This is a genomic window from Erythrobacter sp. HL-111 (assembly GCF_900105095.1).
In the GTDB taxonomy this organism is placed as follows: domain Bacteria; phylum Pseudomonadota; class Alphaproteobacteria; order Sphingomonadales; family Sphingomonadaceae; genus Erythrobacter.
In genome coordinates this window covers 1,176,119-1,190,049 of the sequence record NZ_LT629743.1, presented here as the reverse complement: position 1 = coordinate 1,190,049, position 13,931 = coordinate 1,176,119, and the positions used below count along the sequence as shown (strand labels likewise).

Here is a 13,931-nt window from a genome sequence, read left to right as displayed (position 1 = left end):
AAGGGCCATGCCCGATTCCCCATCCCCCTCCGGAGACGCGGAGAGTACCGGCGGGCTCTGGTCCAATCTGGGGCCTGCCATCCGGAAAGCCCTCAGACTCGGCGAAGGCGACCGTTCCCTGCGCGCGCAGCTCGAAGAGGCGATCGACGAGCACGAGGACGAGAACGAGGACGAGGAGCGTCCCGAAAGCTCCCGCAGCGGGAACGGCGACCTTTCCCCGGTCGAGCGGCAGATGCTGCGCAACCTCCTCCACTTTTCCGACAACGACGCCGACGATGTCGCCGTCCCGCGCGGCGAGATCATCGCGGTCGAGGCGGGAATAAGCTGGGACGAACTGGTCGCGGCCTTTTCCGAACACGGCCATTCGCGCCTGCCGGTCTATCGCGGCACGCTCGACGACGTGATCGGCATGATCCACGTCAAGGACGTTTTCACCTATCTTGCGAGCGGGAAGACGCCGCCGCGCGACTGGACCGTGCTGATGCGCCAGCCGCTCTACGTGCCGCAGACGCGGGGGGCACTGGACGTGCTCGCCGACATGCGCGCGCGCCGGGTGCACCTCGCGATCGTGTTGGACGAGTTTTCGGGGACCGACGGGCTCATCACGATCGAGGACCTCGTCGAGGAAATCGTCGGCGAGATCGAGGACGAGCACGACGAGACGCCCGAGGCGCTGATCGTGCCGATCGGCGAGGGGATGTGGGATTGCGACGCACGCGCCGAGCTCGACGATGTCGCCGAGCTCGTCGATCCGCGCCTCGCGGAGGTCGAGGAAGCAGTCGATACGCTGGGCGGGCTCGCCTTCGTGCTGGGCGAGGCGGTTCCGCCGGTCGGCGCGGTGCTGGAACATTCCAGCGGATGGCGCATTGAGGTGACCGAGGGCGACGAGACGCACGTCAAGCGCCTGCGCCTCCATGCGCCGCACCTGCGCGAGGCGGAATCCCTCCAAAGTGAGAATCACTTGCAGTAATCGCACGTGAGCGCGAAAAAAATGTTGCTTGCTTCGATTTTTTGCATCCATTTCTCTGGACGAGCGTAACTCCACCCACCAAGGAGTTCGTCCATGCCGTCACGTCGTCTGCCTCCCCTCCGGGCGCTCGAAGCTTTCATGCGCACCGTGCGTCTCGGTTCCGCCCGCGCCGCGGCCGAGGAAATCGGTCTCAGCCCCTCCGCCCTGTCGCGCCGGATCACCAATCTCGAGGAATTCGTCGGCAAGAAACTCTTCACCCGCGCGCGCCAGTCGATGCAGCTGACCGACGAGGGGCAGGCCTTCTACGAGGCGGTCAATCCCCATCTCGAAGCGCTCGCGCGGGCGGTGGAAAGCCAGTCCGACAATGTCTCGCTGCTGCGCCTGCGCCTGGGCGTGCTGCCGATGTTCGGGAGCCAGCGCCTGTTCCCGCGGCTGGGCGAGCTGAGGAAGCGCCACCCGCTGCTGCATATCGACATCGACACCGCGCCGCACCTCGAGGATCGGGTGGGCGACACGCTCGATGCGGCGATCATCCTGTCGCGCGGACCGGCGAGCGGGCTGCACGCGGTGCGGCTCGACCACAATCTCGTCCATGCGATCTGTTCGAAGGACGTGGCCGCGGCGATCGGCGAGCAGGTCACGCCCGAGGCGCTGTCGCGCCAGACCTTCCTCATCCACAACGAACTGCCCGAGAGCTTCGTCGCGTGGAAGAAGGCGAACGACCTCGAGGAGATGGAGCCCGCCGCGATCGACCATTACGATTCGGGCCAGCTGATGCTCGAGGCGGCGGCACAGGGCCTCGGCATCGCGATAATGCACGACGATCACCTGCGCCGCGCGGCGGACAACCGCTTGACCAACCTGCCCGGCGTCGAGGTGCAGAGCCCCTATTCCTACTGGTTCGTGTGCAAGCCCAACGCGCTCGAGCTGCGCCCGGTGCGGCTGTTCCACGACTGGCTGGTGCGCGCCGGGCTCTGACCGCCCGCGCGCCGCGCCGCGTTATTGCAGCGTTTCGGGGGCGGATTCGCCCGCCCTGCGCCCCTCGTAGCGCACCGGCGGCACATCGTGCGCGAAATCGCGCAGCGGCTTGCCCAGCGCTTCTTCGAGCGCTTCCTCGATCCGGCGGCGGGCCTCCACGCTGATCGCCTTGCGCCCGCGGAAATCTTCCGGGCTGAAGGGTTCGAGGAACTGGATCCGCAGCGGGAAGCTGCCCCTGCGTGCCAGCACCCGTTTCGCGTTGTTGAGCCCGCTTTCCTCGCCGATCCAGCCGATCCATTCGGCGACCGGGCCGTAATCCAGCAGCACCGGCTGGACCAGCACGCCCGGCGGCGGGGGTTCGAGCACGGACAGCATGCTCGTCTTGAAGGGGAGGAGCGATTGCCCGTCGGTCGTCGTGCCTTCGGGGAAGACCGTGACCGACCAGTTGTCGGCGAGCGCTTCCTTGAGCGCGTTGATCTGTTCGGCGACGCCCAGGCGGTGTTCGCGCTTCACGAAAACGGTGCGATTGAGCGAGGCGAGCCAGCCCACCAGCGGAGCCTGCGCCAGCTCCGCCTTGGCGACGAAGGCCGTGCCCGAAGCCCCGGCCAGGGCGAGGATGTCGACCCAGGACACGTGGTTTGCGACATAGAACACGTCGCGTTTCAGATGCGTGCCGATCACCTCGACCCGCGCGCCCGAAACCCGCGCGGCGTAGCGCAGGAACAGCATGGGGAAGGGCGAGCCGTAGGCGAACAGGCGGAAGGCGTAGTGGAGCGGGACGAACACCAGCATCAGCCCGAGAAGCGCCGAGGCGCGCAGCATGACCCGGACCCAGCCCATCGGCGCAATCGGGGTTTTCTCCCCGCGCGCGGCGGCGACCCGCAAGTCCCACTGTGCCGCATCGCCCGCAGGCCCGGCATAGGCTTCGAGCGAGCCGTCAGTCATCGCGCGAGAGCCGCACTCCGTAAAGCTCCATCCGGTGATCGACCAGCCGGTATCCCAGCCGTTCGGCGATCTGGCGCTGGAGCGATTCGACCTCGGGATCGACGAATTCGACGACCTTGCCGGTCTCGACATCGATCAGGTGATCGTGATGCGCCTCGGGCACGGGTTCGTAACGCGAGCGCCCGTCGCCGAAATCGTGGCGGTCGAGAATCCCCGCCTCCTCGAACAGGCGCACGGTGCGATAGACGGTCGCGATCGAGATCTTGGGATCGATCGCACTCGCCCGGCTGTGGAGCAGTTCGACGTCGGGATGATCGTCGCTTTCGGACAGCACCTTGGCGATCACGCGGCGCTGTTCGGTGATCCGCAGGCCTTTTTCGGCGCATAATTGTTCTAGATCGATTTTCTGGCTCACCCTTGTCTCCATCGCCTGTCCCGTTCGCCAGGGGGGAGGCCGAGTCCGCGACAGGCCGCGTGCCCTGACGGGGTGCCGGCGACCTTACCGGCAGGCCCCGGGATGCTCAAGCAGGCCTCGGACAAAAGGGGCGGAAGACGGTGCGACCCGAAGGAATCCACCGCCCCTGTCCGAGCCCAGCCTGCCGATCATGCGCTCTTCTTGCCTCCGCGGCCCGAACCCGGCTTGCGCCCGAGGCCGATCTTCTTGGCGAGATCGCGGCGGGTTTCGGCGTAGTTGGGCGCCACCATCGGGTAATCGGCGGGAAGATTCCAGCGCTTGCGGTATTCTTCCGGGGTCATGTTGTAGTTGGTGCGAAGATAGCGCTTGAGCATCTTCAGCTTCTTGCCGTCCTCGAGGCAGACGATGTAGTCCGGCTTGACCGAGGAACGGATCGACACGGCCGGTTCGGGCGGTTCCTGCGTGGTTTCCTGTTCTTCCCCGAGTTGCGAAAGCGCACCGAAAACATTCGTGATCAGCGCCGGGACATCGCTGACCGCGACATCATTGTTGCTGACGTGCGCGGCGACAATATCGCTCGTCAGGGTGATAAGTGTTTCCTTCATGTCGTTTTCCATGTCCTGCATGAGTTCCTCTGATTCTTTTGGCTCTTGCGTTGGCGGCTCGGTGCCGACTTGGGCGCAATGACGCAGCTTTGACAGCAATGCAAGCGGGCAAAAGGCTCCATTCGGGCGAATAAAGGGGGAAAGAGGACTAGATCGAGCGGCCGAAAGTAATGGCATCGACCCGGCTGCCATTGGCGAGCCGGTAATAATTGGGCCGCTCCCCGATCGGTTCGAATCCGACCTTGCGATAGAGGTTGATCGCCGGATTGCCGCGCCGCATTTCGAGGAAGATGCGGGTCGCGCCGCGCGCGCGGGCGGCGTCGAACAGGCGGTCGATCAGCATCTGGCCGAGCCCGCGCCGCCGGCAGCGCGGGACCACCCCGATCAGCAGCAGTTCCTCCTCGCCCGCGGCGTGGCGGGTAAGCACGAAGCCGGCCGGGGCGGAGGCATCGGCCTGCGCGCTCCATTCGCCATGGCCGGCCCGGTCGCTCGAGGCGATGATGGTGCCGCCCGCGTCCAGCACGAGCGCATGAGTGCTCGGCAGAACCAGCGCATCGGCGACCTGGCGGCGGTTCCAGGCCTCGCCGAAAGCGGGATCGAAGGCCGCTTCCATCACCTCCATGATCTGTTCGACGAGCTGCTCGCGCGGGTTCATCTGGCGGGGCTCGGCGGCTGGTCGGGCACGGGCTGCGGCGTGGCGTCGGGCGGGCGGCCGTAGATGGCGCCGACCTCGCGCGTGAGCAGTTCGGGCGGCAGGGCGGGGAGCGCGCCCGCATCGGGCAGCAGTTCGAGCGCGACCGGCGCCCCGTCCGCTTGCAGGGCCGCCAGTTCGCGCGCCTTGCTCCCCGCGACGAGCGGATGGACGGGCCGGTCCCGCGCGGCTTCGGGGGTGAGCGAGACGAGGTCGCCCCGGGGCAGGCCGTCGGCCCCGAAATCGGCCAGGAACCATTCGCCGTGCCCGCCGGCCATGCACACGGTCACCGGCGCGCCGGGATGGTCGCGCCGGGCCATCGCGGCGACGAGGGCGAGGGTGGGATAGCCGAGCACCTCCGCTCCCCAGGCGAGCGCGAGCGCGCGGCCTGCGGCGATGCCGATGCGGGTGCCGGTGAAGCTGCCCGGTCCCCTGGAGACGCAGATCCGCTGCGCCTTCCCGCGCCCCGGCAGGCCGGCGATCATCGGGACCAGGCGTTCGGCATGGCCGCGGCCGAGGACCGCGTGTTCGCGGGCGAGAAGCGTTCCGTCCTCGAACAGGGCAACCGAACAGGCCTCGCTCGCGGTCTCGATGGCAAGGGTGCGTGGACGCGCCGACATGGGCCAGCCGATGCCCCAAGCCGGGCGTCATCGCAAGATGCTAGCGAGCCCGCAAACCGCCCTCAGACGATGCGGTGGAACTTCCCGAATTCGGGGCGGGGGGAGCGGTCGAAGATGGTTTCCGGATCGCCGTATCCGATCGAACAGACCCAGTCGGCCCGCACGCGCGGCTGGTCGGCGAAGAAATGCCCGGTGATCGCGTCGAGATCGACGCCCGACATGGGACCGCAGTCGAGCCCGATGCTGCGCGCGGCGATGATGAGATAGGCGCCCTGCAGCGCGGAATTGCGCCGGGCATGGGCGATGCGCGCGTCCTCGTCGCCCTCGAACCAGCTTTTCGCGTCGGCATGGGGGAAGAGCCACGGCAGCTGTTCGTGGAAGTCGATGTCGTAGCCGATCACCGCGGTGACGGGCGCGGCCTTGATCTTGGCCTTGTTGCCCTCGGCCGCGAATTCGCACAGCTTCGTCTTTTCGGCCTCGGAGCGCACCCAGACGATCCGCGTCGGCTGCATGTTGGCCGAGGTCGGCCCCATCCGCGCGAGGTTCCAGATCCGGTGCAGCTGGTCCTCCGACACGTCCTTGTCGAGCCAGCCATTGTAGGTGCGCGCTTCGTTGAAGATCTGGTCGAGCGCCTCGTCCGAAAGGACGTGGTCGTGAAACTGCTTGGTCATGATGGCCCCGTGAAGTGGCGTGAAGGTCAGGCTGCTCGCACTTCAACGACTTCCGGGACGTAATGTTTCAGCAGGCTTTCGATGCCCTGCTTGAGCGTCGCCGTGCTCGACGGGCAGCCCGAACAGGCGCCCTGCAGGGTGAGATAGACCACGCCGTCCTTGAACCCGCGATAGGCGATGTCGCCGCCGTCGCCCGCGACCGCGGGGCGCACGCGGGTTTCGAGCAGTTCGTGGATCGCGGCGACGGTGTCGGCATCGGCCTCGTCGGATTCGACCACCATTTCCTCTTCGGGCGGGACGGCGATGCCATCGGCATTGCCGCCCTTGAACAGCGGCGCCTCGGAGACGAAGTGATCGAGCAGGATCGCCACCACCTGCGGTTTGAGCGCGCTCCAGTCGACGCCCGGCGCGGCGGTGACGGTCACGAAGTCCCAGCCGTAGAAGACGTTCACCACCTCGCCCGTGTCGAACAGCGCCTGGGCGAGCGGGCTCGCCTCCGCCGCTTCGGGCGAGGCGAATTCGCGCGTGCCCGTGGGCATGACGGTGCGACCCGGCAGGAACTTGAGGCTGGCGGGGTTCGGGGTGGTTTCGGTCTCGATGAACATGACGTGAGATATAGTATCGATGCGCGGCCATGCCAACGGTCTTTCACGGATTCGACGCGATTGCCGTGGGCGCATTCACTGGCCCTTCATGCCGCTTCGCCCTATAGCGGCGCAATGAACCTCCCGGTCCGGGCCGCCGCTGCCCTTTCGCTTCTTGTCGCTCCGCTCGCGCTTTTCGCTCCCGTTTCCGCCCAGGAGGCGGAAGCGCCAGCGCAGGTCGATGCCCCGGCCGAACCCGCGATCCCCGCGCCCACGGCGCTCCAGAAGGGCGAGGAGACGCCCTGGCTCTACGAAGGCAGCAATGTCCCCGTCGACCGCGAATGGCTGTTCGGCGAGATGGAAAACGGATTGCGCTATGCCGTCAGGCGCAACGGCGTGCCGCCGGGCCAGGTCTCGATCCGGGTGCGAATCGATGCCGGCTCGCTGCACGAGGACGACGACGAACAGGGCTTCGCGCACCTGCTCGAACATCTCCTGTTCCGAGAAAGCAAGTATCTCGGCAAGGCCGAGGCGATCGCGGCGTGGCAGCGTCTCGGCGCGACCTTCGGGGCCGACGCCAACGCCGAGACGAGCCCGACCCACACCGCCTACAAGCTCGACATCCCGAACATCGACCGGGCCAAGCTGAACGAAAGCTTCAAGCTCCTCTCGGGCATGATCCGCGAGCCGGTGCTGGACGATACGAACGTCGCCGCCGAACGCCCGATCGTCCTTGCCGAAAAGCGCGAGCGGGGCGGGGCGGGGCAGCGCGTCGCGGACCTCACGCGGCAGACCCTGTTCGCGGGCCAGCGCCTCGCCACGCGCAATCCGATCGGAACGGTCGAAACCCTGCGCGCCGCCGATGGCGCCAGCGTCAAGGCGTTCTACGATCGCTGGTACCGCCCGGAAAACACGGTTATCGTCGTCGCCGGCGACGCCGACCCGCAGATCCTTGCCGGGCTGATCGAACAGTGGTTCGGCGACTGGCAGGGCACCGGCGAGCCGGGCGTCGCGCCCGAATTCGGCGACCCGCTGCCGCCCGCGGGCGCCCCGGAAAACCCCGTCGCGGTCGCGCCGATCGGCCAGCTCGGCGTCGCGACCGAGCCCGACCTGCCGCGCAACCTCACCTATGCGGTGATGCGCCCGTGGCGGAAGGTCGACGACACGATCGTCTACAACGAGGGCCTGCTGCTCGACGCGGTCGCGCAGGCGATCATCAACCGCCGCCTCGAATCCCGCGCCCGCGCCGGGGGAAGCTATCTCTACGCCTCGGTCCGGCAGGAGGACATCTCGCGTTCGGCCGATGCCACCTTCGTCAGCTTCGCTCCGCTCACCGGCGACTGGCAGGCCGCGCTCGCCGACGTGCGCGCCGTGATCGCCGACGCGCTCGCCAACCCGCCGACGCAGGAAGAGATCGACCGCGAAGTGGCCGAATTCGACGTGGTCTTCGCCAACCAGGTCGAACAGCGCAGCGTCCAGGCGGGAAGCGAGCTGGCCGACAACCTCGTCAACGCGGTCGACATCCGCGAAACCGTCGCCGCGCCCGAAGTCGTGCTCGACGTGTTCCGCGGCATGAAGGACCGGCTCAATCCGGCCGAGGTGCTCGAGCGCACGCGCGCGCTGTTCGAAGGCACGGTCACCCGCTCGGTCTATGTCACGCCCGCCGAGGGCGAGGCGGACGAGAACGCGCTGAAGCTCGCCCTGTCGCGCGAGGTCGCGGCCGATCCGAGCGCACGGCTGGCGGCGGCGAGCATCGATTTCTCCGATCTTCCGCCCGTCGGCGAACCCGGCACGATCGTCAGCCGCGAGCCGCTCGGCATCCTCGAGGTCGAACAGATCGCCTTCGACAACGGGGTCAAGGCGCTGGTCTGGGCCAATGACGCCGAGTCTGGGCGGGCGACGGTGCGGGTGCGGTTCGGCGCGGGCTATCGTGCTTTCGACGAATCGAGCGCGGTCTATGCCCCGCTGGGCGAGGTCGCGCTGGTCGGCTCCGGGCTGGGCGAACTCGGGCAGGAACAGCTCGACCGGCTCGCCACGGGTCGCAAGCTCGGCTTCGAATTCGGGATCGACGATGCGGTGTTCAACTTCACCGCGCAGACCCGGCCCGAGGACGTCGCCGACCAGCTCTACCTCTTCGCCGCCAAGCTCGGGATGCCGCGCTGGGACCTCGCCCCGGTGAAGCGGGCGAAGGCCGCGGCCGAACTCGCCTACAACACCTTCGCCACCAGCCCCGGCGGGATCATCGCGCGGGATCTCGAATACATCCAGACCGACATGGACCCGCGTTTCGCCACGCCCGACCCGCAGGCGCTCGAAGGCGTCACGCCGGAACGCTTCCGCGAGGTGTGGGAGCCGCTGCTGGCGCAGGGCCCGGTCGAGGTGCTGGTGTTCGGCCAGTTCGACAAGGAAGCGATCGTCGAAAAGCTCCGCACCACTTTCGGCGCGCTGCCCGATCGCCAGCCGATCCCGGAAGAGGTCGCCGCGCGCGTGCCCGATTTCCCGCCCGCAGGCGAAGCGCCGGTCGTGCGTTACCATCGCGGCGATCCGGACCAGGCCGCTGCGGCCGTGACCTGGCCGAGCGCGGGCGGCATGGCCCGCATCCGCGAGGCGCGCCAGCTCGAGATCCTGATCCAGGTCTTCAACAACCGCCTGATGGACGCCCTGCGCGAAGAGACCGGGGCGAGCTATTCGCCGCAGGTCTTCTCCAAGTGGCCCGAGGACCTGCCAGAAGGCGGCCGGATCACCGCGCTCGCCCAGCTCGAACCGGAATTCGTGCCCTTCTTCTTCGCCGCCGCCGACAAGATCGCGACCGATCTTGCGACCGAGGCGCCGACCGCCGACGAGCTGGAACGCGTCACGGCCCCGCTCGCCGAGCGGATCCGGCGCGCCTCGACCGGCAACCAGTTCTGGCTCTACAACCTCGAAGGCGCGACGACCGATCCGGCGCGCGTGAACCTGCTGCGCTCGCTGCTGGCGGATTATTCGCAGACTACGCCGGAGATCATGCTGCTGCTGGCGGACCGTTATTTCGCCCGGAACGAGCCGCTGAAGCTGGCGGTCATCCCCGAAGGCCAGGAGCTTGCCGACACCCCGCCGCCGAGCGCGGTGCCGGACGTGGCGCCCGAACCGTCCTCCGCAGAGCCGGCACCGGCGGAGATCACGGGCCGCTGAACCGCTGCCCCGTGCGACATGATGTTGTCGCATGGGGCCATTGGGCTTTACACTTGTCACAGGCAGCCCTAGGCGCGCTGCCCTCGGCAGAACACGGATGCGAACGAGTTGAACGTGGCGACAAACTGGACACCGGGCAGCTGGAAGGCCCACGAGGCGCGGCACCTGCCGCATTACGAGGACGCGGCCGAACTGGCCGCGACCGAGGAAACGCTCGGCAGCTATCCGCCGCTCGTCTTCGCGGGCGAGGCGCGCGCGCTCAAGGCGGACCTCGCCGATGTCGCGAACGGGCACGCGTTCCTGCTGCAGGGCGGGGACTGCGCGGAAAGCTTCGCCGAGTTCCACCCGAACAACATCCGCGACACCTTCCGCGTGCTGCTGCAGATGGCGGTCGTCATGACCTTCGCCAGCAAGCGGCCGGTGGTGAAGGTCGGGCGAATGGCGGGCCAGTTCGCCAAGCCGCGCTCCTCGCCCACCGAGACGATCGGCGATGTCACCCTGCCGAGCTATTTCGGCGACAACATCAACGGGATCGAATTCGATCCGGTCCAGCGGCGCAACGATCCCGGCCGGATGCTGCGCGCCTATTCGCAGGCCGCCGCGACCCTCAACCTGCTGCGTGCCTTCGCCGGCGGGGGCTATGCCAATCTCCGGCAGGTCCACCAGTGGACGCTCGATTTCATGGGCCGCACGCCGTGGACCGAGAAGTTCAGCCAGACCGCCGACCGGATCGGCGAAGCGCTCGATTTCATGGAGGCCTGCGGGATCGATCCCGCGACCGTGCCGCAATTGCAGGGCACCAGCTTCTACACCAGCCACGAAGGCCTGCTGCTGCCCTACGAACAGGCGCTCACCCGGCAGGATTCGCTGACCGGCGACTGGTACGCGACCAGCGCACACATGCTGTGGATCGGCGACCGCACGCGCTTTCCGGGCAGCGCCCATGTCGAATGGGCGCGCGGCATCGGCAATCCGCTGGGCATGAAGTGCGGGCCGAGCCTCGATCCCGACGACCTGCTGCGCCTGCTCGACACGCTCAATCCCGCCCGTGAGCCGGGGCGGATGACGCTCATCAGCCGCTTCGGCCACGACAAGGTCGAGGACGGGCTCCCCCGCCTCGTGCGTGCGGTGAAGCGCGAAGGCCATCCGGTGGTGTGGAGCTGCGATCCGATGCACGGCAACGTCGTGAAGTCGGAAACCGGCTTCAAGACGCGCCCCTTCGACCGCATCCTGCGGGAAGTGAAGGGCTTCTTCGCCGTCCACCGCGAGGAGGGCACGCATCCGGGCGGCATCCATATCGAGATGACCGGGCAGGACGTGACCGAATGCGTCGGCGGCGCGGTCGCGATCACCGAGGAACGCCTCGGCGACCGCTACCACACCCATTGCGACCCGCGGCTCAATGCCGAACAATCGCTCGAGCTCGCCTTCCGCATCGCCGAAATGCTCAACGAGGTCGCGCTCGAACGCGCGAACGGCGAAAGGGCGAATGGCGTGCGGGGCCGGGACGCGAAGGCCGACGCGGCCTAGGCGCAAATCCGCAGGCCCGCGTTGGGCAAAGGCAAGCCATGACCGGGGCAGGATCGCCCCGCCATGCCCGCCTTCGATCTGTTCCTCCTTGCCGCCGGCCTTGCGATCGGCTGCACCGCCGTCGCCGCGCTGCGCCCGATCATCGCCGCCCGCCGCGAGGTCCGGGCCGCGGCGCGGGCGGCGCGGGAGCGGGCGAGGCGGATGCGGGCCGAGCTTGACGCCCTGCGCGAGACGCGGCGCAGGGCCTGAACGGCCCGGACCGGGTAACGGTCCGGCGTGCGTCAGGCACGGCGCATCGCGCGACCGCCCGAATTGCGCGCAACCCTTTCAATCCGGCCGCGTTTCCTTCATGTCGGCATCCGAACGGGCCCATTCCCTGCGGTCCGGCCGATGCGAGGAGGTCGCCCCGTGACCCGATCCCTTCCGTCCGGGACGCCTGCCGGCAAGCCGTCCCTTCCTGACCCGGGCCAGGCCGCGCCAGCGCTTGCCGAAAGCTTCGCCGCGACCCGCGCGCTGAGCGAGGCGCTGGTCGAACCGCTCGGCGATGCCGATGCGACGATCCAGTCGATGGAGGATGCCAGTCCCGCCAAGTGGCATCTCGCGCACACGACATGGTTCTGGGAAACCTTCCTGCTGCGCGACCATGTGCCGGGCTACGAACGCCACGACGCGGACTGGCCGTTCCTGTTCAATTCCTATTACGAGGCGGAAGGCGCGCGCATCGCCCGCTTTTCGCGCGGCCTGCTGTCGCGGCCGACGCTCGGCGAAGTGCTCGAATGGCGGGCGCGGGTGAACGAGGCGATGGAGCCGCTGCTTGCCGATCCGGCGTGCGAGGACCTCATCCGGCTCGGCATCGCGCACGAACAACAGCACATCGAATTGCTGCTGACCGACATCAAGCACGCGCTGTGGCACAATCCGCTCGGCCCCGCGATGTGGCCGCAGCCGGGTCCGCGCGCGGGCGGAGACTCGCAAGAGGCTCGCGGCTGGCACGAACATCCTGGCGGCGTCGCGCTGGTCGGGCATGACGGAACCGGTTTCGCCTTCGACAACGAAGGCCCGCGCCACCGCGTGCTGCTCGAACCCTTCGCGCTCGCCGACCGGCTGGTGACGAACGGCGAATGGGACGAATTCATCGCCGATGGCGGTTATGAGACCGCTGCGCTCTGGCTTTCCGACGGTTGGGCCTGGGTGAAGGAAACGGGCGCACGCGCGCCGCTCTACTGGCGCGAGGAGGAAGCCTTCACCCATGCCGGCTGGCAGGAGCGCGACCCGAACGCGCCCGTCGCCCACATCAATTACTTCGAGGCCGATGCCTTCGCCAGCTGGGCCGGAGCGCGACTTCCGACCGAGTTCGAATGGGAAGCGATCGCGCGCGGGCAGGACGGTTCGAGCGAGCGGTCCGCGCATGACGCGGGCGCCGGCAACCAGCTCGATTCCGCCGGCCCGCCGGCCCCCCGCGGCGGGACCGACCTGTTCGGCGATTGCTGGCAGTTCACCCGTTCCGCCTACCTGCCATATCCCCGCTTCGAGCCCGCGAAAGGTGCGGTGGGCGAATACAACGGCAAGTTCATGAGCGGGCAGTTCGTCCTCAAGGGGGCGAGCTGCGCCACCGTGCGCGGCCATTCGCGCGCTTCCTACCGCAATTTCTTCTATCCGCACCAGCAATGGCAGTTCACCGGGCTGCGGCTTGCAAGGGATCTTTGAGGGCATGATGACGAACAAGGGGCTGGCACTGGTCCAGCGAGACGCGAGCGGGGTCGATCTCGCCTTCCGGGGCGACGTGCTGGAGGGCCTGAGCGCCTCGCCCAAGGCGATCCCGGCGCGCTGGCTCTACGACGATGCGGGCTCGCAGCTGTTCGAAGACATCACCAGGCTCCCCGAATATTACCCGACCCGCGCCGAAACCGAGATCCTGCAGACCCGCGCGGCGGAATTCGCGGACCTGATCGGGCCGGGCCGGGCGGTGGTCGAATTCGGCTCGGGCTCTTCGGTCAAGACGCCGCTGCTGCTCTCCGCGATCGAACCGGCCTCCTACGTCCCGCTCGACATCGCGGGCGATTTCCTGCGCGCGGCGGCGGCCGATCTCGCGCAGAAGTTCCCGGGGCTGCCGGTCCATCCGGTCGAGGTCGATTTCATGCGCCGCGTCGAACTGCCCGAAGAGGTCGCGGACCAGCCGAAGCTCGGCTTCTTTCCCGGCTCGACCATCGGCAACATGGTCGCGCGCACCGCGGTCGACCTGCTGCGCTCGATGCGCGAGACGCTCTATCGGGAAAACGAGGGGGGCACCGGCGCGCAGCTGCTCATCGGGATGGACCTGATCAAGGACGAGGACGTGCTGGTCGCCGCCTATGACGATGCGGCCGGGGTGACGGCGGAATTCAATTGCAACCTCGTGCGCCGGATCAACCGCGAACTCGAAGGCGACATTCCCCTCGACAAGCTGCGCCACGAGGCGCGCTGGAACGACGATTATGCGCGGATCGAAATGCATCTCGTCGCGCAGGAGGCGATCGGCTTCACCGTCAGCGGGGAGGCCTTCGGGATGGAAAAGGGCGAGACGATCCACACCGAGAACAGTCACAAGTTCAATCGGCGCACCTCGAACATGCTGCTGCTCGCGGGCGGGTGGGAGCCGGTGCGGCGCTGGCTCGACGCCGAGGAACGATTCTCTATGATCCTTGCCGAGGCCCGGCCCCCGCGCAGCGCGCCGTAAGCCGGAAACCGCTTGCGGGTGAGCGCGTTGGGGCC

The 13,931-nt window shown here is 68.0% G+C and carries 14 protein-coding genes; 7 read left to right on the top strand and 7 right to left on the bottom strand.

Annotation, left to right across the window (positions count from 1 at the left end; all coding sequences use genetic code 11):
• Positions 1 to 7: 7 nt before the first annotated feature.
• Entirely contained in the window at positions 8 to 970 is a 963-nt protein-coding gene (locus BLU08_RS05645) for a hemolysin family protein (RefSeq protein ID WP_090196521.1), read from the top strand.
• A 93-nt stretch (positions 971 to 1,063) separates the two neighbouring features.
• A complete protein-coding gene (locus tag BLU08_RS05640; protein WP_090196517.1) occupies positions 1,064 to 1,948 on the top strand; it encodes a LysR substrate-binding domain-containing protein in 885 nt (294 codons plus the stop codon).
• 21 nt (positions 1,949 to 1,969) lie between these two features.
• On the opposite strand, the gene BLU08_RS05635 is transcribed toward BLU08_RS05640, so the two are convergent.
• The 7 genes from BLU08_RS05635 to BLU08_RS05605 form a co-directional block, all read right to left on the bottom strand.
• On the bottom strand, positions 1,970 to 2,893 hold the full coding sequence (locus BLU08_RS05635) for a 1-acyl-sn-glycerol-3-phosphate acyltransferase (RefSeq protein WP_090196513.1): 924 nt from the start codon (positions 2,891 to 2,893) through the stop codon (positions 1,970 to 1,972).
• A complete protein-coding gene (locus BLU08_RS05630; RefSeq protein WP_090201064.1) occupies positions 2,886 to 3,308 on the bottom strand; it encodes a Fur family transcriptional regulator in 423 nt (140 codons plus the stop codon). The genes BLU08_RS05635 and BLU08_RS05630 overlap by 8 nt, the downstream gene beginning before the upstream one ends.
• A gap of 188 nt (positions 3,309 to 3,496) precedes the next feature.
• Positions 3,497 to 3,934: a MucR family transcriptional regulator gene (locus BLU08_RS05625; RefSeq protein ID WP_090196511.1), complete on the bottom strand. Its 438-nt coding sequence runs from the start codon at positions 3,932 to 3,934 to the stop codon at positions 3,497 to 3,499.
• A 127-nt stretch (positions 3,935 to 4,061) separates the two neighbouring features.
• Positions 4,062 to 4,568 (bottom strand): GNAT family N-acetyltransferase, encoded by a 507-nt coding sequence (locus BLU08_RS05620; RefSeq protein WP_233996104.1) that lies wholly within the window; start codon positions 4,566 to 4,568, stop codon positions 4,062 to 4,064.
• Positions 4,565 to 5,224 (bottom strand): tRNA (adenosine(37)-N6)-threonylcarbamoyltransferase complex dimerization subunit type 1 TsaB, encoded by a 660-nt coding sequence (gene tsaB / locus BLU08_RS05615; RefSeq protein WP_090196507.1) that lies wholly within the window; start codon positions 5,222 to 5,224, stop codon positions 4,565 to 4,567. The genes BLU08_RS05620 and tsaB overlap by 4 nt, the downstream gene beginning before the upstream one ends.
• A 62-nt stretch (positions 5,225 to 5,286) precedes the next feature.
• The gene (locus BLU08_RS05610; RefSeq protein ID WP_090196503.1) at positions 5,287 to 5,895 is read right to left on the bottom strand and encodes a malonic semialdehyde reductase; all 609 of its coding nucleotides are present in this window, start codon (positions 5,893 to 5,895) and stop codon (positions 5,287 to 5,289) included.
• 26 nt (positions 5,896 to 5,921) lie between these two features.
• Positions 5,922 to 6,500 carry a NifU family protein gene (locus tag BLU08_RS05605; protein ID WP_090196499.1) on the bottom strand — a complete coding sequence of 193 codons (579 nt, stop codon included), beginning with the start codon at positions 6,498 to 6,500 and terminating at the stop codon, positions 5,922 to 5,924.
• 114 nt (positions 6,501 to 6,614) lie between these two features.
• Here BLU08_RS05605 and BLU08_RS05600 point away from each other — a divergent pair, with 114 nt between their 5' ends.
• The 5 genes from BLU08_RS05600 (at position 6,615) to egtD (ending at position 13,896) form a co-directional block, all read left to right on the top strand.
• Positions 6,615 to 9,650, top strand: coding sequence for a pitrilysin family protein (locus BLU08_RS05600; RefSeq protein ID WP_090196495.1), 3,036 nt, complete (start codon positions 6,615 to 6,617; stop codon positions 9,648 to 9,650).
• Between the two features lie 114 nt (positions 9,651 to 9,764).
• Entirely contained in the window at positions 9,765 to 11,180 is a 1,416-nt protein-coding gene (locus tag BLU08_RS05595; protein ID WP_090201060.1) for a class II 3-deoxy-7-phosphoheptulonate synthase, read from the top strand.
• Between the two features lie 63 nt (positions 11,181 to 11,243).
• The gene (locus BLU08_RS05590) at positions 11,244 to 11,429 is read left to right on the top strand and encodes a hypothetical protein (protein ID WP_090196492.1); all 186 of its coding nucleotides are present in this window, start codon (positions 11,244 to 11,246) and stop codon (positions 11,427 to 11,429) included.
• A gap of 159 nt (positions 11,430 to 11,588) precedes the next feature.
• On the top strand, positions 11,589 to 12,887 hold the full coding sequence (gene egtB, locus BLU08_RS05585) for an ergothioneine biosynthesis protein EgtB (protein ID WP_233996103.1): 1,299 nt from the start codon (positions 11,589 to 11,591) through the stop codon (positions 12,885 to 12,887).
• 4 nt (positions 12,888 to 12,891) lie between these two features.
• Positions 12,892 to 13,896 carry an L-histidine N(alpha)-methyltransferase gene (gene egtD / locus BLU08_RS05580; protein WP_090196487.1) on the top strand — a complete coding sequence of 335 codons (1,005 nt, stop codon included), beginning with the start codon at positions 12,892 to 12,894 and terminating at the stop codon, positions 13,894 to 13,896.
• The last annotated feature ends 35 nt before the right edge of the window (positions 13,897 to 13,931 follow it).

Bases quoted from the DNA above. Each gene is read 5' to 3' on its own strand.
- BLU08_RS05610 (WP_090196503.1), bottom strand. From the start codon at position 5,895: ATGACCAAGCAGTTTCACGACCACGTCCTTTCGGACGAGGCGCTCGAC.
- egtD (WP_090196487.1), top strand. From the start codon at position 12,892: ATGATGACGAACAAGGGGCTGGCACTGGTCCAGCGAGACGCGAGCGGG.
- BLU08_RS05605 (WP_090196499.1), bottom strand. From the start codon at position 6,500: ATGTTCATCGAGACCGAAACCACCCCGAACCCCGCCAGCCTCAAGTTC.
- tsaB (WP_090196507.1), bottom strand. From the start codon at position 5,224: ATGTCGGCGCGTCCACGCACCCTTGCCATCGAGACCGCGAGCGAGGCC.
- BLU08_RS05620 (WP_233996104.1), bottom strand. From the start codon at position 4,568: ATGAACCCGCGCGAGCAGCTCGTCGAACAGATCATGGAGGTGATGGAA.
- BLU08_RS05635 (WP_090196513.1), bottom strand. From the start codon at position 2,893: ATGACTGACGGCTCGCTCGAAGCCTATGCCGGGCCTGCGGGCGATGCG.
- BLU08_RS05645 (WP_090196521.1), top strand. From the start codon at position 8: ATGCCCGATTCCCCATCCCCCTCCGGAGACGCGGAGAGTACCGGCGGG.
- BLU08_RS05590 (WP_090196492.1), top strand. From the start codon at position 11,244: ATGCCCGCCTTCGATCTGTTCCTCCTTGCCGCCGGCCTTGCGATCGGC.
- BLU08_RS05625 (WP_090196511.1), bottom strand. From the start codon at position 3,934: ATGCAGGACATGGAAAACGACATGAAGGAAACACTTATCACCCTGACG.
- BLU08_RS05640 (WP_090196517.1), top strand. From the start codon at position 1,064: ATGCCGTCACGTCGTCTGCCTCCCCTCCGGGCGCTCGAAGCTTTCATG.
- BLU08_RS05600 (WP_090196495.1), top strand. From the start codon at position 6,615: ATGAACCTCCCGGTCCGGGCCGCCGCTGCCCTTTCGCTTCTTGTCGCT.